The organism is Phaeobacter sp. JH20_26 (assembly GCF_048056275.1).
Lineage (GTDB): Bacteria > Pseudomonadota > Alphaproteobacteria > Rhodobacterales > Rhodobacteraceae > Phaeobacter > Phaeobacter bryozoorum.
The window spans coordinates 1,548,529-1,568,287 of record NZ_JAYMWL010000013.1 but is presented as its reverse complement, the minus strand read 5'-3'; the positions used below and the strand labels follow the sequence as shown (position 1 = coordinate 1,568,287).

The window sequence follows — 19,759 nt, the reverse complement described above, 5'->3', positions numbered from 1 at the left end:
AAAGAGACGGGAGCCTCAGGTGCTGCGAATTGACAAACTGACCAAGAGATTCGGCGACAAGATCGCGGTGGATGCCGCGACGCTGGATATCGACAAGCCCTGCATGATCGGCATTATCGGCCGCTCGGGCGCGGGGAAATCCACGTTGCTGCGGATGATCAACCGGCTTGGGGACGCCAGTGAGGGGCGCATCCTTTTCGAAGGGCGCGATGTGACCCAGCTGCGCGGCAAGGAGAAACGCGCCTGGCAATCCGATTGTGCGATGATCTTTCAGCAGTTCAATCTGGTTCCGCGGATGGATGTCGTGTCCAACGTGCTGCACGGCACGCTCAACCGTCGCTCGAGCCTTGCGACGTTGTTCAATCTCTACCCGATGGACGACATCCATCGCGCGATTGATATCCTTGACCGGCTTGGTATCGCCGAACACGCCGCCAAACGGGCCGAGGCGCTCTCGGGTGGTCAACAACAGCGGGTCGCGATCGCACGGGCTCTGATGCAGGATCCGAGGATCATTCTGGCGGATGAGCCGATTGCCTCGCTTGATCCGATGAATGCCCAGACAGTCATGGAGGCACTGCGCCGCATCCACGAGGAGGACGGCCGCACGGTCATCGCCAATCTGCACACACTGGATACCGCACGTCGCTACTGCGACCGCGTTGTCGGCATGCGGGACGGGCGCATCGTGTTCGATGGGTTGCCGGAACAACTGACGACCGGTGTCGCCCGCGAAATCTACGGCGCGGGCGCGGACTTCTCCGAGGCCGCAACCTCTACCGAGATCGAGACATTGAACCGTATTCAGCCGCGCCGACAGCCTGTTCCGGCGAACTGACAGTTTTTTCCAAACCCGGCGGTTCGTTCGCCGACATGACCAACCAGAGAGATTGACTAATGAAAAACCTTATTGCTGCCATTCTGGCGACCACCGCGCTGACCGCACCGGTTCTTGCTGAGACCTCGGAAATTCAGGAATTCCGTATCGGTATTCTTGGTGGTGAAAACGCTCAGGATCGCCTGAACAACAACGAGTGCCTGCGTCAAAAGACCGAGGATCTTCTGGGGGTCGAAACCAAACTCTTTGCCCCGGCCGACTACAACGGGGTGATCCAGGGGCTGTTGGGCGGCACCATCGACATGGCGTGGCTGGGTGCATCCGGCTATGCCAAAACTTATCTCAGTGATCCGGCGGCGGTAGAGCCGATCCTGGTAAAGGTGAACAACGACGGTGGCTATGGCTACTATTCCATCGGTTTCACGCGTAAGGATAGCGGGATCACATCGCTCGATGACATGCAGGGCAAGACATTTGGTTTTGGTGATCCGAACTCCACCTCCGGTTTCCTGATCCCTTCGATCGAGATTCCACAGGCAACCGGCGCGACCATGACCTCCGGCGATTACTTTGGCGAGGTTAAATTCACCGGCGGGCATGAGCAGACAATCGTCGCTGTTGCGAATGGCGATGTGGACGCCGGCGTCAGCTGGGCTGACGGCCTGGGTGAGTGGGAAGATGGTTTCAACTCCGGCGCGCTGCGTCGCGCGGTTGATGCAGGTCTCGTCGATATGAACGATCTGGTGCAGATCTGGCAGTCCAAGCCTATTCCCGAGGGCCCGGTTGTTCTGCGCACCGAACTGCCCGAGGACGTGAAGCTGAAGATGACTGGCCTGATGGCCTCTCTGAAGTCGATGGATGCTGAATGTTTCTATGGTGTGGCCGCCGGTGAGGCGAAAGGCTTCATGCCGATCACCCACGAGGCCTACGAGGTTATCATCGAAGCGCGGAAATTGAAGTCCAACTAATTTCAGTACCTAAGCGCGCGGGGTTCGGAGAATTCGTACCGAACCCCGCCATTTTATCTGCCAACTGCCCTGGTTCGGAACTGACTGCGCGCAGTCTCCACCACGTGAAACATCGAAAGCCCAGCTGTTCGGCTGTTTTCGACGACACAGGATCCCATTCATGACAGATGCAACAGCCTCGGCCTCTTCGGTGTCCGACATTCAGGCCGATTACCAGGCGCTGATACAGCGCAAGCGCCTTTATGGCGGGATCCTTCTGGCCGTATTTGTGGCGATGATGGCCGCCGGTTTCAGGATCGCCGACGATCGCAACGCAGGGTCTTTCTGGAATGGGATTACCCATGTTTTTGACTACCCCTCTGAGGTGCTTTCGGAAGCAGTCGAGAAAGTGGCCCTATTGCCCGGGCATGTGTTACAGTTTTCACCGGCCCTGATCGAGACCTTGAACATCGCTGCCGCTGCCACGCTGATTGGGGCAATCTTCGGAACCATCCTGTCTTTGTTGGCAACACGGGGGCTGGCGCGCTGGCCGCGCCTTATCCCGCTGTTCCGCCGGATGCTGGATATCTTTCGTGCGATCCCGGAAATCGTCATCGCACTGGTGCTGATCTTTCTTTTGGGTGGTGGACCGGTGCCTGCGATGATCGCGATTGCGATCCATACTGCGGGCGCTCTGGGCAAGCTGTTTTCCGAGGTAAATGAGAACGCGTCGCTGAAGCCTGTCGAAGGACTGGCTTCTGTCGGGGCCGGCTGGGCACAGCGCATGGTGCTGGGCGTTTTTCCCCAGGTCGGTCCGAACTATGTGAGCTACGCACTTCTGCGGTTTGAGATCAATATCCGCGCCTCCGCCATTCTCGGCTTCGTCGGGGCAGGCGGTATCGGCTACGAGCTGCGTAACGCCATGTCCTGGGGGCAGGGGCGGTATGATGAAGCTGCGGCGATCTTTCTTTTGCTGTTTTTTACCATCGTCCTGGTGGATCAACTGTCGGGCCTGCTGCGCGACCGGCTGACCCACGGAGCCAAACAATGACGACCTTTGACACCACTGTTCCGCCGACCTTGCGCAAACTGGACATGGAGCGCCTGTTCATCCGCAAGCGCGTCCTGAGCCTTTCTCTGCCGCTCTTGGTACTGGTCTATCTCGCCTATGTCTTCGTCGCCTTCGACGTTGCGGGACTGGCCGCGCGGATGAATCCGCAGAATGCCCGCACGCTGGTGGCGGATAGTTACAGCTACAAAACCCACGTCACGCGCGACAATCGGACAGGTGACGTTAGCGTCGCCATCGAGGGAGAGCGCAAAGGGGCCTATCCCGATGGGCAAGCGCCGGAGTGGGTTTCCCTCGCGACGACACCGTCCGACGTTACCGTGATTGACCTCGAAGATGGTCATCAGGTTCGCTTCGGCCCCGAGAGCATTGTTTTTGATATCCCCGGCTATGGTAGGATCCGCGCAACCCCAAGTCGCAGCGCTGGCGTGCAGGCCGAATTTCCGGCAGGCGATCTGCCGGATTGGATCAATGTCTCAAAGAACCGGTTGGCGGTGACGACCGATGCCGGGCGTCTGACGGTGACCCGTAACCGTGCGGAGGTGTTTCGGTATTTTGCTGGTTGGGAGCTGTTCTTCTTCACCCTCGACAGCCGTTACCACGGTCTGGGGCCCGGTGAGCTGATGACCCGGGCCGCAACCGGTGAAGCGGGCGCGATCTTCCACGATTTCTGGACCAACAAGATGTGGCGGCATCAGGATGTGGCCTGGGCCATTTTCGAAACGCTGCTGATGGCGTTCCTTGGCACGATGGGCGCGGGGCTGATTGCGCTGCCGCTCGCATTTGCTGCTACCCGGAACTTCATGCCGCTGCGCGCGGTCCGCTTTGCAACCCGTCGCCTTTTTGACTTCGTGCGCGGCGTCGACTCTCTGATCTGGACCGTGGTCCTTGCCCGGGCCTTTGGACCCGGTCCGCTGACTGGCGCTTTGGCGATCCTGGTGACCGACACTGGTACCTTTGGCAAGATTTTCTCAGAGGCGCTGGAGAATGTGGACGAGAAACAGATCGAAGGCGTTGCCTCCACAGGCGCGAAGCCGGCGCAGCGCTATCGCTTCGGTGTCATTCCGCAGATCACGCCTGTCTTGCTGAGCCAGCTGCTCTATTTTCTGGAATCAAACACGCGCAGCGCAACGATCATTGGCGCCATCACCGGTGGCGGTATCGGCTTGCTGCTGACTCAGGCCATTATCACCCAGAAGGACTGGGAAGAGGTTGCCTATTACATCGTGCTGATCATTCTCATGGTGATGGTCATGGATTGGGTGTCCGGTTGGCTGCGCCGCCGCCTGATCAAGGGCGAGCCGGGCCGCAAGGCCCGCCGTCAGGGTGGCGCGATGCTGCTGCCGTGACCGTTGGCGGTGCTAAGAACCTGTCTCTTCAATATCTTCGAAAGCCACCCAATGCCCCGTCTCTCTGCCGATCAGCCGTATCTTCATTCCAACTGTTCGATCGCAAACAGCCAGTTTGGCGCCTTCGTCGAAATCGGGGCGGAAAGCCGGGTACTGAACAGCCGGTTCGGCGATTACAGCTACTGTGATCGCTACTGTGATATCGCCAATGCTGAGATCGGGAAGTTCTCGAATATCGCCAGCGCCACGCGTATTGGCGCCACCGATCATCCGCTGCAAAAGGCCTCGCTGCATCATTTCCTCTACCGCTCGTCGGCCTATTGGGACGACATCGAAGATGACGCGGACTGGTTTCAGCATCGTGCCAGTCGGCTGGCACATATCGGCCACGACACCTGGATCGGGCATGGTGTGCTGATCAAGCCCGAGGTGACCATTGGCCATGGTGCCGTGGTGGCGGCCGGGACTGTCGTCACCAAGGACGTTGCCCCCTATACGATCGTCGGGGGAAACACGGCGCGGCTCATCCGGCGTCGGTATACCGAAGCAGTCGCTGAGGCGATGATCGCCTTGGCCTGGTGGGACTGGGACAATGCCCGGTTGAAGGCGGCGGTCCCCGATTTCCGAGCGCTAAGCGCCGAAGCCTTCTTAGAGAAATACGCCTAGCACCTGCCTGCGGATCAGCCATCAACGAGGGCGTTATGCAGGCAGGTCACCCGTCGGCCAAACCCGCGTCATCCTGATCGCTGACGGTCAGGGTCACCCGGTCCCCGGCAAACCAAGTTCGGCCAAATTCGACAGGGGTCCCGTCTGACGCTGCGTTGATGCCGGTTGTCCGCAGGATCGGGCTGCCCTCGGAGATCCTGAGGTGCAGTGCCTGCGTGGCAGTTGCGAGTTTGGCCGTGATACGGGTCTCCACCCTCGTATAGTCGGTGACCCCGCAGATCTTCAGCGCCGCTGTTACCGATTGGGTCTCTTGCAACGCGGGGAGCAGATTAGGCAGGTCTTCGGCGGGGAACACGCTTTGGAAGAGGGCAATCGGCTGGCCATCCGCCAGTGACAACCCATCATAGACATGTACGGCTGTTCCTGATTCCAGCCCCAGTGCCTCGGCTTCTCGGCGGTCGGCAGCCCGGGTCTCTAGGCTGAGGATTTTCTTTGCTGGAATACGTCCCAGCCGAGCGACGTTCTGGTGAAAGCGGACTCTTTTGCCAATCGGGTAGTCTGTTGGCTGAGCCGCAACAAAGACACCGGCGCCCCTGCGGGCGTGAACCAGCCCCTGGTCTGCTATCTCCGACAAGGCGCGACGGACAGTGTGGCGGTTGACCCCAAATCGGCCTGCGAGCTGCACCTCTGGCGGAAGCTTGTCGCCGGTCTGATAGCGCCCCTGTGCGATGTCATCGGTGAGGCTGATGGCGATGGATTTCCAGACCGGGGTGCGGGGCATGTCACGAAACTTTCACAAGGTTGTCGTTGCGCCGCGTGGGGCGACTCAGGTAACATTTGTCTAGTTGTATAGATAAGCTAGACAAACAGGCCAAGAGGCTTCGACAAGATGAACAGAGAAAACAGCATGACAGCGGGTGGTACCGGCAGCGGGGTGGACCGCCAAGCATGGATGAGCCTTCTTGCCTCTGCAAATGCCGCGGCATTGCAGGAGCTCTGGCAGAGCTATGGGCAGAACCCCGATCACGCATGGCTGCGCCCGCCCGAAGTTGGCGGCGTGATGGTGCGGGGGCGTATGGGGGCCAGCGGAGCGGCCTTCAACCTAGGTGAAATGACGGTTACCCGCTGCGCGCTGACATTGGCCGATGGCGTTGTCGGCCACGGCTATGTTCAGGGCCGTAACAAGGTACAGGCTGAGATCGCCGCCAAGATTGATGCGCTGATGCAGACCGGGGCGGCGGCTGACGTGCAGCGTCAGATCCTGGCACCGCTGCGCGAGGCAAAGCAGGCGAAAAAGGCGGCTCGGGCTGCAAAAGCCGCCGCTACGAAAGTTGATTTCTTTACAATGGTGCGGGGGGAAGACTGATGTCGACGCAAGCCCAGGCTTCTCATTTCTCTGGTGGTTTTGCTTCTCCTGCGGTGCAGTCGGCGCATGCGTTTCGCGCTGCGATGACCGCCATGGCACGTCCTGGCCAGATCATGGACATCACTGGCGCAGCGACACCCGATGACCTGTCTGTCGCCGCTGGCTGCCTGTTGCTGACGCTGTGTGATCCCGACACGGGTCTCTACCTAGCGCCGGATGTTGACACGCTGGCGGTGCGGGAATGGGTCACGTTTCATACAGGCGCGCCGCTGGTGGCGGCTGATGTTGCAGATTTTGCGCTGGGCGGCTGGGCTGCGCTGGCACCAGTTGATGCCTATCGTATCGGCACGGCTGAATACCCGGATCGCTCAGCCACTCTGATCGTTGAAATGGACGAACTTGCACGACCCAACGCTGAATTGAGCGGCCCCGGCATTAAAGACACCGGCCAGATTCGCCTGCCTGATCTGGGCGCATTTCAGGATAACTCTGCGCTCTTCCCGCTGGGGTTCGACACTTATTTCACCGTCGGCAGCCAGCTTTGCGCGCTGCCACGTTCCAGCCGGATTGCTCCGCTGTCCAAGAAGGAGGGCTAAGACATGTATGTTGCCGTAAAAGGGGGCGAACGGGCGATTGACAACGCCCATGCGTGGCTGGCCGAAGAACGCCGGGGCGATACATCGGTGGCCGAGCTGAGCCTGGCCCAGATTCGCGAACAGCTGAGCCTGGCGGTGAACCGGGTGATGGCTGAGGGCTCGCTTTACGATCCTGACCTGGCGGCGCTGGCGATCAAACAGGCGCGTGGGGATCTGATTGAAGCGATTTTTCTGATCCGCGCCTATCGCACAACGCTGCCGCGCTTCGGCGCATCTGAGCCGGTTGAAACGAGCCGTATGGCCTGTGACCGACGGATCTCTGCGACCTTTAAGGATGCGCCTGGTGGTCAGGTGCTTGGACCGACCTTCGATTACACCCATCGCTTGCTGGATTTCAAACTGGCGGCGGAGAGTGATGCCGGAGATCTGCCGGAGGCCCAGACAGCTGAGGCGCGGAGCGAAGACACGCCACATATCCTGACTTTCCTCGATGGCGAGAACATTATTGAACAGGAGCCTCAGGACGATACCGAACCGGGCGACCTGACGCGCGAGCCGATGTCATTTCCGGCGGGGCGGGCGGTGCGTCTACAGTCGCTCACGCGCGGGGACGAAGGCTTCATCCTTGGCATGGCCTATTCGACCCAGCGTGGCTATGCGCGCAACCACGCCTTTGTGGGGGAGCTGCGCATCGGCACCGTACCAGTCGAAATGGAGATCCCAGAGCTGGGTTTCGCGATTGAGATCGGAGAGGTTGAGCTGACCGAATGCGAGACCGTGAACCAGTTCAAGGGGTCGAAAACCGTGCCACCGCAGTTCACCCGTGGCTATGGGCTGGTGTTTGGTCAGTCAGAACGCAAATCTATCGCCATGGCGCTGGTCGATCGCGCCCTGCGCTGGGAAGAACTCGGCGAAGACAACCTTGGCGCCCCGGCGCAGGACGAGGAATTTGTCCTAAGCCACGCCGACAATATTCAGGCCACCGGTTTCCTCGAGCACATCAAACTACCGCACTACGTGGATTTCCAATCCGAACTGGAACTGGTCCGCAAATTGCGCCGCGAGGCAGCGGAGCTGGCGGAAACGCTGGCGGCACGGGAGGCGGCAGAATGAGGCTAGTCTCCCCATCCATCAGTATTGCTCGTTTCGGCGTACCAGTCACCTCCTGGCCGATCAGGATGATTGGGCGATTTGTATTCAGAGCCGTCAAGGCCAATCCAAGTCCAAGTGCCATCAGGTTCTTTGCGGAGGCTATCCCTTCGACGTTTCTTTCGACGGTAGTCCCAAAGAGCGAACACCCCGAAGGCCAAAATCAAAATCCAGGAAATCAGGGGCGTTTGCATAAAACGGTTCCTGCAACGAATTGAGGCAACATGTCTGACTACAACTTTGCATATCTGGACGAACAGACCAAGCGGATGATCCGCCGGGCGATCCTGAAAGGGCTGGCGGTGCCGGGCTATCAGGTGCCCTTTGCCAGCCGCGAAATGCCGATGCCCTATGGCTGGGGTACAGGTGGCGTGCAGGTGTCGGCAGCGACGCTGACGCCGGATGATACGTTGAAAGTGATCGATCAGGGTGCCGATGACACCACCAACGCGGTCTCGATCCGGAAGTTCTTCGAAAACACCGCAGGCGTAGCCACCACTGAAGAAACTGCGAAGGCCAGTGTTATCCAGACCCGCCATCGTATCCCTGAGGCGGAGCTGAGCGAGGATCAGATCTTAGTCTATCAGGTGCCAATCCCGGAGCCCCTGCGCTTTCTCGAGCCGCGGGAGACCGAGACCCGCAAGATGCACAGCCTGCAGGAATATGGGCTGATGCACGTGAAACTTTATGAGGACATCAGCCAGCACGGCGCGATTGCGACCTCCTATGCCTATCCGGTGAAGGTCGCAGGCCGCTATGTGATGGACCCCTCGCCGATCCCGAAATTTGACAACCCGAAAATGAACATGGCAGCGATCCAGCTGTTTGGCGCAGGGCGCGAGCAACGCATCTACGCGGTGCCGCCTTATACCGAAGTGGTCTCGCTGGATTTTGAGGACTATCCGTTTGAAGCCAGCAAGGCGGATCACCCCTGCGATCTCTGCGCGGCCGAAGACAGCTATCTGGATGAGGTGATCCTCGACGACGCGGGCAACCGGATGTTTGTCTGCTCGGACACGGATTATTGCCGATCCCGGCGTGACGCTGGCCATATTGGCCGCCTGAGTGAGGAGGCCGCGTGATGACGCCGCTGCTGCAAGTAAAGAACCTGGCCAAGATGTATGGCGCGCGGATTGGCTGCACTGATGTCAGCTTTGATCTTTATCCGGGCGAAGTCATGGGCATTGTTGGTGAAAGCGGGTCGGGGAAATCGACTCTGTTGAACAGTATGGCGGGGCATCTGACGCCGGATCGTGGTGAAGTGATTTTCGACACCCGTGCAGACGGGCCGGTAGACACAGTCACCATGTCGGAACCGGCACGTCGTATGCTGGGGCGAACGGATTGGGCGTTTGTCCATCAGCACGCCCGCGATGGGCTGCGCATGTCTGTGTCAGCCGGTGGCAATATCGGTGAACGGCTGATGGCTGTGGGGGATCGTCACTACGGCAGCATCCGCGCCCGAGCGGCCGATTGGCTGTGCCGCGTCGAGATTGCCGAAAGCCGCATCGATGACCGGCCCACAGCTTTTTCCGGCGGGATGCAGCAGCGACTTCAGATTGCCCGCAATCTGGTCACCGGGCCGCGCCTTGTCTTCATGGACGAACCCACTGGCGGGCTTGATGTCTCGGTGCAGGCGCGGCTGTTGGATCTGTTGCGCGGGCTGGTGCGGGAAATGGGCCTGAGCGCCATTATCGTGACCCATGATCTCGCGGTGGTGCGTCTCCTGGCGGATCGGCTCATGGTCATGAAAGACGGTCATGTCGTCGAGGCTGGTCTGACCGATCAGGTGCTGGATGACCCGCAGCACGCCTATACCCAATTGCTGGTTTCCAGCGTTCTTCAGGTCTGAGGATCCGAGATGATTGAACTTCAAAACGTCAGCAAGAGCTTCACCCTGCATAATCAGGGCAGTGCGGTCATCCCGGTCATGGAAGGTGCAAATCTAAAGGTGGCCCCCGGAGAGTGCATTGGCCTGATAGGCGCATCCGGGGCGGGAAAATCCACCCTGATGCGGGTAATCTACGGGAACTATCTGGCGGCATCTGGCAGGGTTATGGTGGGCGGCGTGGATGTGGCGAAGGCGGCTCCGCGCGAGATCTTGGCGCTGCGCCGCGAAACGCTGGGCTATGTGAGCCAGTTCCTGAGGGTCGTGCCGCGAGTACCAACGCTCGATGTCGTGGCTGAGCCGCTTCTGTCGGTGGGCGTTGATACAGCTGCGGCGCGCGACCGGGCCGCGACCCTGCTTGCCGGATTGAACATACCGGAACGCCTGTGGCAGCTCAGCCCGACCACCTTCTCGGGTGGGGAACAGCAGCGGGTGAACATTGCTCGCGGTTTCGCCCATACCTACCCGGCGATGCTCTTGGACGAACCAACGGCGAGTCTCGATGCGCAAAACCGGGCGACCGTTCTGTCTCTGATCGAAGACGCCAAGGCGCGCGGCGCCGCCATTATCGGTATCTTCCACGATGAGGCCGCACGCGAGCAGGTCTGCGATCGTTTTGTCGATGTTTCAGCCTTTACCCCAAAGGCTGCTGCATGATCCTGGAGCCTTCGATAGCCCCTGTTATCGCTGTGGTTGGCCCCTCAGGGGTTGGCAAGGATAGCCTGATGGATGCGCTGATGGCCCGTCTGCCGGGCGTGCAGAAGCAGCGGCGCGTCATCACGCGGGCGCCGGAACTGGGTGGTGAAGACTATGAGGCTGTAAGCGAGGCCCGTTTTGCAGCGCTCCGTGCCGAGGAGCGGTTTGCGCTCCATTGGCAGGCGCACGGTCTGCACTATGCGATTCCACGAGAGATAGACGAGGCGCGTGGGATCGCATCGGGCGTCTTGGTGAACCTTTCGAGAAAGGTGCTCCTCGAAGCGCAGGATGTTTTTGGGGTCCTGATTGTTCTGTCTGTCACAGCCACCCCAGAGGCGTTGGCGGCGCGGTTGGCCGAGCGCGGGCGCGAGGATGGCGCTGAAGTCAGCCGCAGGCTTGCCCGCGCGGCAACGCCGTTACCGACCGGGCTCGAGCATGTAATCGACATCGACAACAGCGGTGAACTGGACGGGGCGATCAAGGCCGCAGAAGCAGCCCTGGCCCCCTGGCTTCAGCCAGTGAGGGCATGACGATGGATCAGCTGAAAACGACCGTCGCTGCCCTCGCCGACCAGAGCCAGATCTCCAAGAACAAAGGGCGCTGGCAGCAGCGGCCCAAGCCGGTCCTGCAACATGCTTTCGATGGCAGGCAGTTCCGCCTTAGGCCGTTTGCCGGTCAGCGTGATGTGGAACCGGAAGCTGTCGCCGACATAGGGGTAGCCCCAGGTGAGAAGCGCCTGTTCCTGAGCGGGCGTCAGACCTCCAGTGCGGCGCCGATCCAGTTCAGCTGCCGAAGGTGGAGAGCGGAAATCGTCCAGATCCCGCACGCAGTTAAACGCAAGGCGGTTCAGAGACAGCTGATCCCCGGTCGGACAAAGGGCGAGGAAACGGCCAAGCCGTGTGAGCGTCAGCCCGTCCAGCCTAACTGGTGCCATCTCAGTTGCGAACTGCGCAAACCGCTCAGCCAGAGCGTCCGCTGTCTTGCCCTCAGCGAGCCGAAACGGCGGCTTGATGGTCGCGTGAAGCCCGTATTTGCGCGGCACGTCAGTGATTGCAGCAACGTCCAGACCGGTGTTCGGGGGATGATCCAGCGGACGCCCTTCGCAAAGGTCCCAGCCCAGCCAACTGGATGCAAATCGGCTCCATTCCGCCTGCTTGGGCGGCACATAATAGATCGCGTATCGCGTGAATGTCACAATGGCCTCCTAGGTGTGGCCCGTTCTATAGCTCAAACCGTGTGAAACTCAGATGACAGAACCTATGATCCTTGCCAATGCCACGCTCGTTCTTCCCGGAGAAACCCGCACCGGTTCCGTCACCCTGAAAGATGGGCAGATCGTGGATATCGCCGATGGCGCATCCGTACCGAATGGGGCTATTGACCTAGAGGGAGACTTTCTGTGCCCCGGTCTGATTGAGCTGCACACCGACAACTTGGAGCGACATATTCAACCGCGACCGAAGGTCGACTGGCCCCATGCCGCGGCCATTATCGCCCATGATGCCGAGCTGGCGGGAACCGGGATTACCACAGTTTTTGATGCAATGCGCGTTGGCTCGATCAAGGCGGCTGAGTCCCGCTACGGCGCCTATGCCCGTAGTCTTGCATCTGAATTGCTTGAGCTTCGCGATCAGGCGGCGCTCAAGATCAGCCATTTTCTACATCTGCGCGCCGAGGTGTGTTCTGAAACCCTGGTACAGGAGCTGAACGAATTTGGGGAGGAGGATCGGGTCGGTCTGGTGTCCCTGATGGATCACACGCCGGGACAACGCCAGTTCCGCGACATGTCAAAGCTGGAAGCCTATGTGAAGGGCAAGCATGGCTTTGATGACGACGGCTTCCGAGCGCATGTAGCGGGACTGAAGCAAATGCGCGAGACCTATGGCGACCTGCACGAGGTCGAGGCGGTGAATGCTGCGCGCCGCTTTGGAGCGGTTCTGGCGAGCCATGATGATACAACTGCAGACCAGGTGGCGGTATCAGCCGGTCACGGCATCCATCTTGCTGAATTCCCCACCACCGTCGAGGCGGCACAGGCCTGCCATGCGCACGGCATCAAGGTGATGATGGGCGCGCCGAACCTGATCCGCGGGGGTTCGCATTCCGGCAACGTTGCGGCAAAGGAGCTTGCGGAACTAGAGCTTCTTGACGTGCTGTCCTCCGATTATGTGCCAGCGGCCCTGTTGCTGGCAGCTGCGCAGCTTGGCGATATCTGGGGTGACATGTCTCGAGGCCTCGCGACCGTCACTTCGGCACCGGCGGACGCGGTGAACCTGACGGATCGTGGACGTATCGACATCGGCAAGCGCGCAGATCTGATCCGCTTCCGAATGCGGGCAGGGGTGCCAGCGTTGTCTTCCGTCTGGTCACAAGGAAACCGCGTCGCCTAGTGCCTGCGCGGCAGGGCTGCGCCAGTCAGGCGCGATAGAACAGGTAGCGCCCCGGTGGAATATCCGCCGGGCCTTGCAACTCTTCAAATCCGACCAGCGGCTGACCTGAAACGATGACCCCGCCCGGCGTCATCACTGCCGCAATGGCCGGTGACAGAGCCGCAGCCTCGGCGATGTCCCGCTCCGGGACGCCGAAACCCAGATCATAATGGGCCAGCGCTATTGGGCTGTTCTCGCCGGCCAGCTGGTCCAGCATCGGGCGCGCCTCCCCTTGGAGGAAGTCTGCTTCTGGCGGCACGCAGGAGGGATGGCACTGCAGCACCCGGTCGATGACCCGCACCCTGCGGTCAGGCAATGTTTCGCGCAGGTGGTCATAGGTGCGGCCGTTGCCCAGCCCGATATCAAGAACATCACCGCTCAGGCCACGAATTTGGTCTGCGGCCCAGTTGAGCCCATCTCGCTGCGCGGTCAGCCGACGCAGCATGGAATCCAAGCGGCTCATTCAGTTAATCCTTTCATCAAAAACCCAAGCACGCCCCGGGCCGTCCAGCAGGCGGCGTATCACATCGCTGCAGAACGTCCATGTCACATCGTCCTGCACCAGATGATGGGTCAGGATGCCATAGGGTTCGGCGACATCGGCCTGCCCCTTGCGGCGCGCAGCGAGCTGCGTGACCAGCTGTGAAAGAAGCAACGCTGGCGGTACGAGTGAGCGCGTGCCCTTCCAGTCGATTGGGTCCAGATGCGTATTGATCTGCCATAGACCCGGGGCTGCCTTGGCCCGTCGCCGAGGAGCAAAGGTCGATAGCGCGCTATAGCCGAGTCCGGCCAGCCAGGGTTCAACTTCGGCGTCGATCCGGTTCCAGGGCGGGACGAACATCGGTCTTAGCCGATCGCCAAAAAGCTCACGCAGACGGGTCAGGGCGTTCTCTGCATCCTCCAGCACGTCATCTATCGGTCGATGGGTGCCGAACTCGGCCTTCTTTTCACCATACGGGGCATGGTTCTGATGCGCCCAGCCATGAACCACCGGCACCAGCGTGTCGACCTGAGCCAGCCGATTGGCAAGGGAGGAGGTTGCGTCACGTCCCACAACCGCGAGATGGGCAGGTAGCGCCAGTTGCTGCGATTGTTCGATTAGCCGGTCGAGCTGTGGTGTCGCCGCAATCGCGTCGTCATCGCGCCACCACAGCGGCAGGATCAGCCCATCCTCCTGCCACCTGGCAAGCTCCCGGTCCAAATTGGTCCAATCGGGTGTCATGAACGCTCCTTTGCCATTTCGCGGGCAATCTCTACCGTTCGGGAGGCGCCGTCAAACCGGAAGCCATCTGTTGGCCGTGCGGGTGCCGCCATAACCGCGTCAACGGCCCTGCAAAGCGCCTCCGGCGTCAGATCGGCCGAGGGTATCGCCGCGATGCCATCCAGCTGCGTGAGACTGCTGGCGCGCAGGGTCTGTTCGACCTCATTGCCCGCATCGAAGGGAACGATCACTGCGGGCACCCCTGTTTGCAACAGATCGAGCGCAGTATTGTAGCCACACATGCTGACCGAAGCGGCTGCGCCTTTTAGCATCTGCCTGAAATCTGGCCGTGCGGGTTCCAGATGTGCGAGTGTTTCGCCGTGCTCCGCCACCAGCTGGGCGATTTGCTCCGCTGCGGACGGGCCGCCCACCAGAATCCGCCAGCGTAGAGCGGGACGCAGCGCGGCGGCTTTGAGCGCGATCCGGTAAAGCGTTTCACCGACGGCGCCGCCACCGGCGCTGACAAGGATCTCGCCTTTGCCGGTTCCTTCTGGGTGCGGTGCTGGCGGGGGCGGTGCGACATATCCGGTATAGTGCAGCATTGACGAGATCGCCGGTGTGACAGGCCATGAGGCCTCTAACTGCGTGGCCTGGGGATCTGAATGAACCAGCACACCATCATAGCGTGTTGTCAGAATGGCCGCGGCGTCATCGGCCTTCTTGGGTTTCGAGGGTGGTGCCAGGATATCGCGCACGGATGCCAACACGACAGGTCGTTTCGGCAGGTCGTGAGCCGCATCGAGCAGTGCCAGAAATTCCTGCCGCAAGCTGCGCCGTCCAAAGGGGAACAACTCAGTGATGACAATATCCGGCTGGATCCGTTGAACCGTGTCGCACAGCATTTCGATCCGGCTGTCGAAATAGGCATCGTCGGTCACTTCACCGGTTGGTGTCAGCAGGCGCGAGAAACTGACGCCGTCTGATCGCAAAGGAGGCAGCTGCACGAGATCAACACCGCTATGATCAAGCTGACGCGCCGACCCGCCGCCGGAGACGACATAGGGCTGGTGTCCGGCAGCGCTGAACGCCCGGCCCAGTGTCAGGGCGCGTGACAGATGCCCAGTGCCCAACAGATGCGTGACGGCGATGAGGACTTTCATCACATGTCACGTTTGCTGAGACGCACTGGTCCAGCGACAGGTGTGAGCCTGACGTCAGCGTGTCGCTCCACCACGAACAACCGGTTGCGCTTGATCTGAAACGGGGCTGGCGAGTCAAAGTTCCAGCCATATGCCCGCGCGAGGATCATCCGCATGATCCCGATATGGCACACGGCCACGGTGTCCTCTGTCAACTGGGCGAGCCATGGCACGATCCTCTCCCAGACCTCCTGTGGGGTTTCGCCGCCAGGCGGGCGGTAGTCCCAGCCCCACTCCTCGATGTCGCGAAATCCGCTGGTCGGGTCGGCTCTTAGATCCTTGCCGTGCCGGCCTTCCCAGTCTCCCCAGTTCATTTCGATGAGCGCCGGGCTGGTCTGGGGGGTACGGTCTGCAACCAGCTTGGCGGTCTCGGCCGCGCGTTTCAACGGGCTCGACCAAAGCGAAGCTTGATCCCAAGGGGCAGGCAGGGCCTGCACGGCGAGTTCGGCACGTGCCGTGTCGTCCAACGGGATGTCGCTGCGACCTTGAATTCGGCCGGCACGGTTCCAGTCGGTGTGGCCGTGGCGCAGGAGGGCAAGCCTGATCATGATGAAATCTCCAGCAAGGGTGAGAGCGTGGCCCACAATTTTTGTGCCGCCACCGGTGCGAGGTGTCGCGTGGCAATCCGGTCGCGGGCGCGTTTGGCCTGCCGGTTCCGCAAGGCTCCATCATCCAGCGCCCGTTCGAGCGCCCGGGCGTAGCCCGCAGCGCCGCTGTCGGTCGTTGGATTAAGGTCTGGTTCCTCCCATTGGGTGACGACATCGCACAGGCCAGGGCGATCCTGCGCCACGACAGGCACGCCATGGGCCTGGGCTTCAAGATAGACCATTCCAAACGCTTCGTTGACACCGGGCCAGAGAAAAAGGGAGGCCTGTTGATAGAGCGCCTCCAATGCCTCCCGGTTCAACTCACCAAGAAATCGGACATGCTCGCCAAAGGGGCGCATCAGGGTTTCGACCTCGGGGCGGGCCGGGCCGTCGCCGACGATGTCCAACCGCCAGGGCTGGGATACCCTGGCCAGCGCATCCGCGAGCAAACGATAGGAGGCGAGCTTGTCGCCCGGTCGCATCATACCGACGCTCAACAGCGGGCCGGAGTGATCGCTGGCGGTTGGCAGCGTCTTCGCTGTCAAGAACGGGGGCAGGTGGACCAGCCTCTGGTCCGCGTATCTGTCGCGCAGCAAGGTCTCGTGGTCCTGTTCGGTCAGATAGAAGATGACCGCAGCCGCATCGGCCGCCTCATGGGCTGCCCTGGCGAAATCCGACCATGGACCTTCGAGCCTTTTGTTGGCGCGTGTCGATTCTACCTGAACATAGGGGATGCCGAGACGCTCCGCGACGGCAGGGCCGATCAGATCGGGGGCCTTGTAATAGTTGTGGTAGGTAAGCCAGAGCGCAGGCCGGTCGGCCTCGGGAGTGGCGTGAATCTCGGTACAGATGCGGTCGATCTCATGTGCTGCTTTGCCGCGCAGTGTGGCTTGGTGTTCGGTGTCACCGGATCTGTCATATACCCGAAGCTCGCTGGCCAGCGTGACGGTTGCCCCAGTCCCGGCGAGTAATCCCATCAGATTGCGGGCCATCTCTCGATCACCTGAAGGCACCGGGTGGCGCGGTGACTTCATCGGCGCATAAAAGGCAATCTTGTGGCCCCGGCTCATGTCTCGCGTATCATCGTCTTCAGCCGCTCCGACAGGCGGGCGATGCCGGGGTCCATGCCAAAATCATGACGCAGTCGAACGAGTGCCGCTTCTGCCATTCGGGCGGCTTGCTCGGGATTCCGGCTCAGGGTCAGGATGGCCTCCGCCAAGGCTTCGGGGGTATCTTGGCTGAGCACGCCGTGGGTGCCATTTTCGATGAACTCCGGGATCGCAGAGACCGCGGTGGACAGGATCGGCAGGCGCTGCGACGCGGCTTCCATCAGCACGTTAGGTAGCCCGTCCCGATCACCATCGCTGGCGATGCGGCTGGGCAGGACGAATATGTCACATGCGCGCATGGCCGAGATAACCTCGGGCTGATCGCAGGCGCCGCGCCAGGTGATCCGATCGACCACGCCTAGATCCTCTGCCATGCCTCGTAGCAGGTCTTTCAGGTCGCCGCCGCCGATGTGGGTCCAGTGCCAGTCAAGCGAACTGGGCAGGAGGGCGAGCGCGGCGATCAACCGGTCGAAGCCCTTCTTCTCGACCAATCGGCCGACCGACATCAGATGCAGCGGGTCGCCCGGAGCACGCCATCTGCGCTGGGGCGGAGAGGGGAAACGCGAGAGATCCAGACCGTGATAGATCAGGTCAACCCGGTCAGTTCTGTCCGAAAGCGCTTGCAGGTGTTTCGCCCCAAACCCGGTGCAAGTGGCGCCAAAGGCAGCGCCATGTGTCGCGGCGGCAAGTTTCTCTTTCAGTTCCCACTCGGGGGATGTCCAGATGTCCTTGGCATGGGCGGAAAAACTCCAGGGCAGACCGCGCATGATGGCGGCATAGCGCGCCACTGAAGACGGCGTGTGCAGGAAATGAGCATAAAGCCCGAGGACCTGCTCCGGCATTTCCGCAGCCAGGACGCAAGCCTGGCCAAATCGGCGGATCCGGTTGCGGGAGGGATCGCGGCGCAGGTCGTGCCGCCAGATCCGATAGGCGGTCTGATAGCCGGGCATGGCCTGTGCCTGTTGCCGCGCGCTCCAGACACGATCAGGTTCCTGATAAAGATACTCCGGCAGGTAGTGGACCGCAGCGCTCAGCTTCTCATGTAAGGGGTGACGTTTGATATCCGTGGGATGACGAAGGGACCAGATTTCAAAACTATGGCCTGCGGCCTCCAGCGCGACCAGTTCCTGCGCGATGAACGTTTCGGACAGGCGCGGCCAACCTTTGACGATCACGGCAAGAGGCGGGCGCGACGGCGTGGTCTTGCGAGAGTTCATTCGGCGGCCTTCCCGCTGGTCTTATGCAGAAGTGCATCGACCCGGTCGGTTACATAATCGAGACCGTCCAACAACCCGTCGGGGATCGCCGCCGAGGGCGGTGGTTGGTCGGCGAGCGCGCGGATCGCACGGATCATCGCCTCTGGTGTCCAGCCGTCTCGACTCTCATCCAGCATGGCCGTCAGCCCAAGTTCTTCGGCGCGGCTGGCGCGGATCCACTGCTCAAGCCTCGGGGTGGTGCGCGGTACAATGACGGCGGGTTTGTCAAAGGACAAAACCTCGCAGAACGTGTTGTAGCCGCCCATGCAGACAACGCCCTGCGCCCCGGCGAAGAGGGTTTCGATCTCGGATTCGAACCCCACTGCTGTGACGCGGCCGTTCAGAGCGGCAACACGGGTCTCGAACTCGGTTCGGGTTTCGCCCGACAGGAAGGGGCCGTAGACCAGCATGGCCCGGGGTGCCAGGTTCGGGTCGCGTTCATAGGCGGTCAGGACAAGGTCGACCATCATCGCGCCATCGCCGCCGCCGCCGGGGGTGATCAGGACATATGGCTGTTCTGGAGGGGTTCCCAGCTCGCCAAGATCGCGGCGCAGATACCCGGTCCAATGCATCCGCGCCTGTGCGTCCGCGCTGAGGGGAAGCCCGGCGGTGGGATCATAGACGGAGCGGATGCCATAGACCCAGATCTCGTCATAGAATTGTTCAGTGGCGGCAACGGCATCCTTGCGGGCCCACTCGGTGGCCAGCACCTCCGGCTCATCCAGAACATCGCGCAACCCGAGGATCAGGCGTGTTTTGCCCTTGCGCTGCAGCTCTTCCAGGGTGGGCAGCAATTCGCCGCGAAACCCGGTTGGTTCCTTATCGACGATCAGCACATCGGGGGCGTATTCCATCGCGGTAGATCGGATAAGACCTGCCCGCAGCGTGGTGGTCTCTTCAATCGACATTCCCATTGTCCGTGACGCATAGGAGCCGTCCGACCGCTTGATTACACCGGGTAGCCGCACATGGTCGACGCGTGAGGGAAAGGCGAAACGCCCGGCCACGGGAGAGCCGGTCAGGATCAGGGCCGAGGCCGACGGGTCCGCATCGGTAATCGCACCGGCCAGGGCCCTCGACCGTCGCAGATGACCCAGCCCGAAGGTATCGTGGCTGTAGAGCATGACACGGGGGCCGCGAGGGGTGCTGGAGGGTGCGTTGACTGTCATCGCTGGGCCTGCGTCTGGTACAAGGATAGGAGAGATGAAACACCGGGAAACCCAAGTCGGGAGGACGTGCAGAGATGTTCTGGACACGGGTGCCCATCCTCCGCATCAGCGGCTGTGCGTAACAGCTCGGCCAGGGTCCGCCTCAGCATAGTATCGCCTCAGGTTGCTCAGCCTGACACGCTACGGGCCAAGGCACAGATCATCGTTGCGTCAGATCCAGAACGTCGAAGGTGGCATCCTGCGCC

Annotated in this window: 22 protein-coding genes; 13 read left to right on the top strand and 9 right to left on the bottom strand. The window is 61.1% G+C overall.

The annotated features are described in order from the left end of the window. Positions 1–19: 19 nt before the first annotated feature. The 5 genes from phnC to VWY60_RS13210 all read left to right on the top strand — a co-directional run bounded on the left by phnC (position 20) and on the right by VWY60_RS13210 (position 4,869). Positions 20–838, top strand: a complete 819-nt coding sequence (gene phnC, locus VWY60_RS13230) for a phosphonate ABC transporter ATP-binding protein (protein WP_340544362.1) — start codon at positions 20–22, stop codon at positions 836–838. A 59-nt stretch (positions 839–897) separates the two neighbouring features. Beyond that, positions 898–1,806 (top strand): phosphonate ABC transporter substrate-binding protein, encoded by a 909-nt coding sequence (gene phnD, locus VWY60_RS13225; RefSeq protein WP_416540696.1) that lies wholly within the window; start codon positions 898–900, stop codon positions 1,804–1,806. A gap of 160 nt (positions 1,807–1,966) precedes the next feature. Continuing rightward, entirely contained in the window at positions 1,967–2,836 is an 870-nt protein-coding gene (phnE, locus tag VWY60_RS13220) for a phosphonate ABC transporter, permease protein PhnE (RefSeq protein WP_416540695.1), read from the top strand. Beyond that, positions 2,833–4,203 (top strand): phosphonate ABC transporter, permease protein PhnE, encoded by a 1,371-nt coding sequence (gene phnE, locus VWY60_RS13215; protein WP_416540694.1) that lies wholly within the window; start codon positions 2,833–2,835, stop codon positions 4,201–4,203. Before phnE (VWY60_RS13220) ends, phnE (VWY60_RS13215) begins: the two co-directional genes overlap by 4 nt. A 51-nt stretch (positions 4,204–4,254) precedes the next feature. Then, complete coding sequence (locus VWY60_RS13210; RefSeq protein WP_340544366.1) at positions 4,255–4,869, top strand: chloramphenicol acetyltransferase; 615 nt, start codon at positions 4,255–4,257, stop codon at positions 4,867–4,869. Positions 4,870–4,915: 46 nt separating this feature from the next. Here the strand turns inward: VWY60_RS13210 and phnF are convergent, their stop codons facing one another. Next, entirely contained in the window at positions 4,916–5,650 is a 735-nt protein-coding gene (gene phnF / locus VWY60_RS13205) for a phosphonate metabolism transcriptional regulator PhnF (protein WP_416540693.1), read from the bottom strand. Positions 5,651–5,758: 108 nt separating this feature from the next. Here phnF and phnG point away from each other — a divergent pair, with 108 nt between their 5' ends. The 7 genes from phnG to phnN all read left to right on the top strand — a co-directional run bounded on the left by phnG (position 5,759) and on the right by phnN (position 11,094). After that, positions 5,759–6,235 (top strand): phosphonate C-P lyase system protein PhnG, encoded by a 477-nt coding sequence (gene phnG / locus VWY60_RS13200; RefSeq protein ID WP_416540692.1) that lies wholly within the window; start codon positions 5,759–5,761, stop codon positions 6,233–6,235. Further along, the gene (gene phnH / locus VWY60_RS13195; RefSeq protein WP_416540691.1) at positions 6,235–6,831 is read left to right on the top strand and encodes a phosphonate C-P lyase system protein PhnH; all 597 of its coding nucleotides are present in this window, start codon (positions 6,235–6,237) and stop codon (positions 6,829–6,831) included. The genes phnG and phnH overlap by 1 nt, the downstream gene beginning before the upstream one ends. Before the next feature lie 3 nt (positions 6,832–6,834). Further along, on the top strand, positions 6,835–7,944 hold the full coding sequence (locus tag VWY60_RS13190) for a carbon-phosphorus lyase complex subunit PhnI (RefSeq protein WP_416540690.1): 1,110 nt from the start codon (positions 6,835–6,837) through the stop codon (positions 7,942–7,944). Positions 7,945–8,204: 260 nt separating this feature from the next. Next, on the top strand, positions 8,205–9,062 hold the full coding sequence (locus tag VWY60_RS13185; RefSeq protein WP_416540689.1) for an alpha-D-ribose 1-methylphosphonate 5-phosphate C-P-lyase PhnJ: 858 nt from the start codon (positions 8,205–8,207) through the stop codon (positions 9,060–9,062). Then, positions 9,062–9,832, top strand: coding sequence for a phosphonate C-P lyase system protein PhnK (gene phnK, locus VWY60_RS13180; protein ID WP_416540688.1), 771 nt, complete (start codon positions 9,062–9,064; stop codon positions 9,830–9,832). The genes VWY60_RS13185 and phnK overlap by 1 nt, the downstream gene beginning before the upstream one ends. Positions 9,833–9,841: 9 nt before the next feature. Then, entirely contained in the window at positions 9,842–10,525 is a 684-nt protein-coding gene (gene phnL, locus VWY60_RS13175; RefSeq protein WP_340544373.1) for a phosphonate C-P lyase system protein PhnL, read from the top strand. Continuing rightward, positions 10,522–11,094 (top strand): phosphonate metabolism protein/1,5-bisphosphokinase (PRPP-forming) PhnN, encoded by a 573-nt coding sequence (gene phnN, locus VWY60_RS13170; RefSeq protein WP_416537220.1) that lies wholly within the window; start codon positions 10,522–10,524, stop codon positions 11,092–11,094. Before phnL ends, phnN begins: the two co-directional genes overlap by 4 nt. Here the strand turns inward: phnN and VWY60_RS13165 are convergent. Next, positions 11,076–11,759 carry a DUF1045 domain-containing protein gene (locus VWY60_RS13165; RefSeq protein WP_416537221.1) on the bottom strand — a complete coding sequence of 228 codons (684 nt, stop codon included), beginning with the start codon at positions 11,757–11,759 and terminating at the stop codon, positions 11,076–11,078. The genes phnN and VWY60_RS13165 overlap by 19 nt on opposite strands. Before the next feature lie 52 nt (positions 11,760–11,811). Here VWY60_RS13165 and VWY60_RS13160 point away from each other — a divergent pair, with 52 nt between their 5' ends. Then, positions 11,812–12,954, top strand: coding sequence for an alpha-D-ribose 1-methylphosphonate 5-triphosphate diphosphatase (locus tag VWY60_RS13160; RefSeq protein WP_416540687.1), 1,143 nt, complete (start codon positions 11,812–11,814; stop codon positions 12,952–12,954). 25 nt (positions 12,955–12,979) lie between these two features. Here the strand turns inward: VWY60_RS13160 and VWY60_RS13155 are convergent, their stop codons facing one another. The 7 genes from VWY60_RS13155 to VWY60_RS13125 are packed head-to-tail and all read right to left on the bottom strand — an operon-like array spanning position 12,980 to position 19,514. Beyond that, positions 12,980–13,456: a class I SAM-dependent methyltransferase gene (locus tag VWY60_RS13155; protein ID WP_416536491.1), complete on the bottom strand. Its 477-nt coding sequence runs from the start codon at positions 13,454–13,456 to the stop codon at positions 12,980–12,982. Then, complete coding sequence (locus VWY60_RS13150) at positions 13,457–14,215, bottom strand: polysaccharide deacetylase family protein (RefSeq protein WP_416540686.1); 759 nt, start codon at positions 14,213–14,215, stop codon at positions 13,457–13,459. It lies immediately after the preceding gene. Next, a complete protein-coding gene (locus VWY60_RS13145) occupies positions 14,212–15,354 on the bottom strand; it encodes a glycosyltransferase family protein (RefSeq protein WP_416540685.1) in 1,143 nt (380 codons plus the stop codon). The genes VWY60_RS13150 and VWY60_RS13145 overlap by 4 nt, the downstream gene beginning before the upstream one ends. After that, entirely contained in the window at positions 15,354–15,941 is a 588-nt protein-coding gene (locus VWY60_RS13140) for a histidine phosphatase family protein (protein WP_416540684.1), read from the bottom strand. Before VWY60_RS13140 ends, VWY60_RS13145 begins: the two co-directional genes overlap by 1 nt. Beyond that, positions 15,938–17,050: a glycosyltransferase family 4 protein gene (locus VWY60_RS13135; RefSeq protein ID WP_416540683.1), complete on the bottom strand. Its 1,113-nt coding sequence runs from the start codon at positions 17,048–17,050 to the stop codon at positions 15,938–15,940. Before VWY60_RS13135 ends, VWY60_RS13140 begins: the two co-directional genes overlap by 4 nt. After that, the gene (locus tag VWY60_RS13130) at positions 17,047–18,306 is read right to left on the bottom strand and encodes a glycosyltransferase family 4 protein (protein WP_416540682.1); all 1,260 of its coding nucleotides are present in this window, start codon (positions 18,304–18,306) and stop codon (positions 17,047–17,049) included. The genes VWY60_RS13135 and VWY60_RS13130 overlap by 4 nt, the downstream gene beginning before the upstream one ends. Further along, positions 18,303–19,514 carry a glycosyltransferase family protein gene (locus VWY60_RS13125; RefSeq protein ID WP_416536497.1) on the bottom strand — a complete coding sequence of 404 codons (1,212 nt, stop codon included), beginning with the start codon at positions 19,512–19,514 and terminating at the stop codon, positions 18,303–18,305. The genes VWY60_RS13130 and VWY60_RS13125 overlap by 4 nt, the downstream gene beginning before the upstream one ends. Positions 19,515–19,759 lie beyond the last annotated feature (245 nt).

Bases quoted from the DNA above. Each gene is read 5' to 3' on its own strand.
- VWY60_RS13150 (WP_416540686.1), bottom strand. From the start codon at position 14,215: ATGACACCCGATTGGACCAATTTGGACCGGGAGCTTGCCAGGTGGCAG.
- phnE (WP_416540694.1), top strand. From the start codon at position 2,833: ATGACGACCTTTGACACCACTGTTCCGCCGACCTTGCGCAAACTGGAC.
- phnL (WP_340544373.1), top strand. From the start codon at position 9,842: ATGATTGAACTTCAAAACGTCAGCAAGAGCTTCACCCTGCATAATCAG.
- VWY60_RS13145 (WP_416540685.1), bottom strand. From the start codon at position 15,354: ATGAAAGTCCTCATCGCCGTCACGCATCTGTTGGGCACTGGGCATCTG.
- VWY60_RS13125 (WP_416536497.1), bottom strand. From the start codon at position 19,514: ATGACAGTCAACGCACCCTCCAGCACCCCTCGCGGCCCCCGTGTCATG.
- phnF (WP_416540693.1), bottom strand. From the start codon at position 5,650: ATGCCCCGCACCCCGGTCTGGAAATCCATCGCCATCAGCCTCACCGAT.
- phnK (WP_416540688.1), top strand. From the start codon at position 9,062: ATGACGCCGCTGCTGCAAGTAAAGAACCTGGCCAAGATGTATGGCGCG.
- phnN (WP_416537220.1), top strand. From the start codon at position 10,522: ATGATCCTGGAGCCTTCGATAGCCCCTGTTATCGCTGTGGTTGGCCCC.
- VWY60_RS13210 (WP_340544366.1), top strand. From the start codon at position 4,255: ATGCCCCGTCTCTCTGCCGATCAGCCGTATCTTCATTCCAACTGTTCG.
- phnD (WP_416540696.1), top strand. From the start codon at position 898: ATGAAAAACCTTATTGCTGCCATTCTGGCGACCACCGCGCTGACCGCA.
- phnG (WP_416540692.1), top strand. From the start codon at position 5,759: ATGAACAGAGAAAACAGCATGACAGCGGGTGGTACCGGCAGCGGGGTG.
- VWY60_RS13155 (WP_416536491.1), bottom strand. From the start codon at position 13,456: ATGAGCCGCTTGGATTCCATGCTGCGTCGGCTGACCGCGCAGCGAGAT.
- VWY60_RS13135 (WP_416540683.1), bottom strand. From the start codon at position 17,050: ATGAGCCGGGGCCACAAGATTGCCTTTTATGCGCCGATGAAGTCACCG.
- VWY60_RS13160 (WP_416540687.1), top strand. From the start codon at position 11,812: ATGACAGAACCTATGATCCTTGCCAATGCCACGCTCGTTCTTCCCGGA.
- VWY60_RS13140 (WP_416540684.1), bottom strand. From the start codon at position 15,941: ATGATCAGGCTTGCCCTCCTGCGCCACGGCCACACCGACTGGAACCGT.
- VWY60_RS13185 (WP_416540689.1), top strand. From the start codon at position 8,205: ATGTCTGACTACAACTTTGCATATCTGGACGAACAGACCAAGCGGATG.
- phnE (WP_416540695.1), top strand. From the start codon at position 1,967: ATGACAGATGCAACAGCCTCGGCCTCTTCGGTGTCCGACATTCAGGCC.
- VWY60_RS13130 (WP_416540682.1), bottom strand. From the start codon at position 18,306: ATGAACTCTCGCAAGACCACGCCGTCGCGCCCGCCTCTTGCCGTGATC.
- phnH (WP_416540691.1), top strand. From the start codon at position 6,235: ATGTCGACGCAAGCCCAGGCTTCTCATTTCTCTGGTGGTTTTGCTTCT.
- VWY60_RS13190 (WP_416540690.1), top strand. From the start codon at position 6,835: ATGTATGTTGCCGTAAAAGGGGGCGAACGGGCGATTGACAACGCCCAT.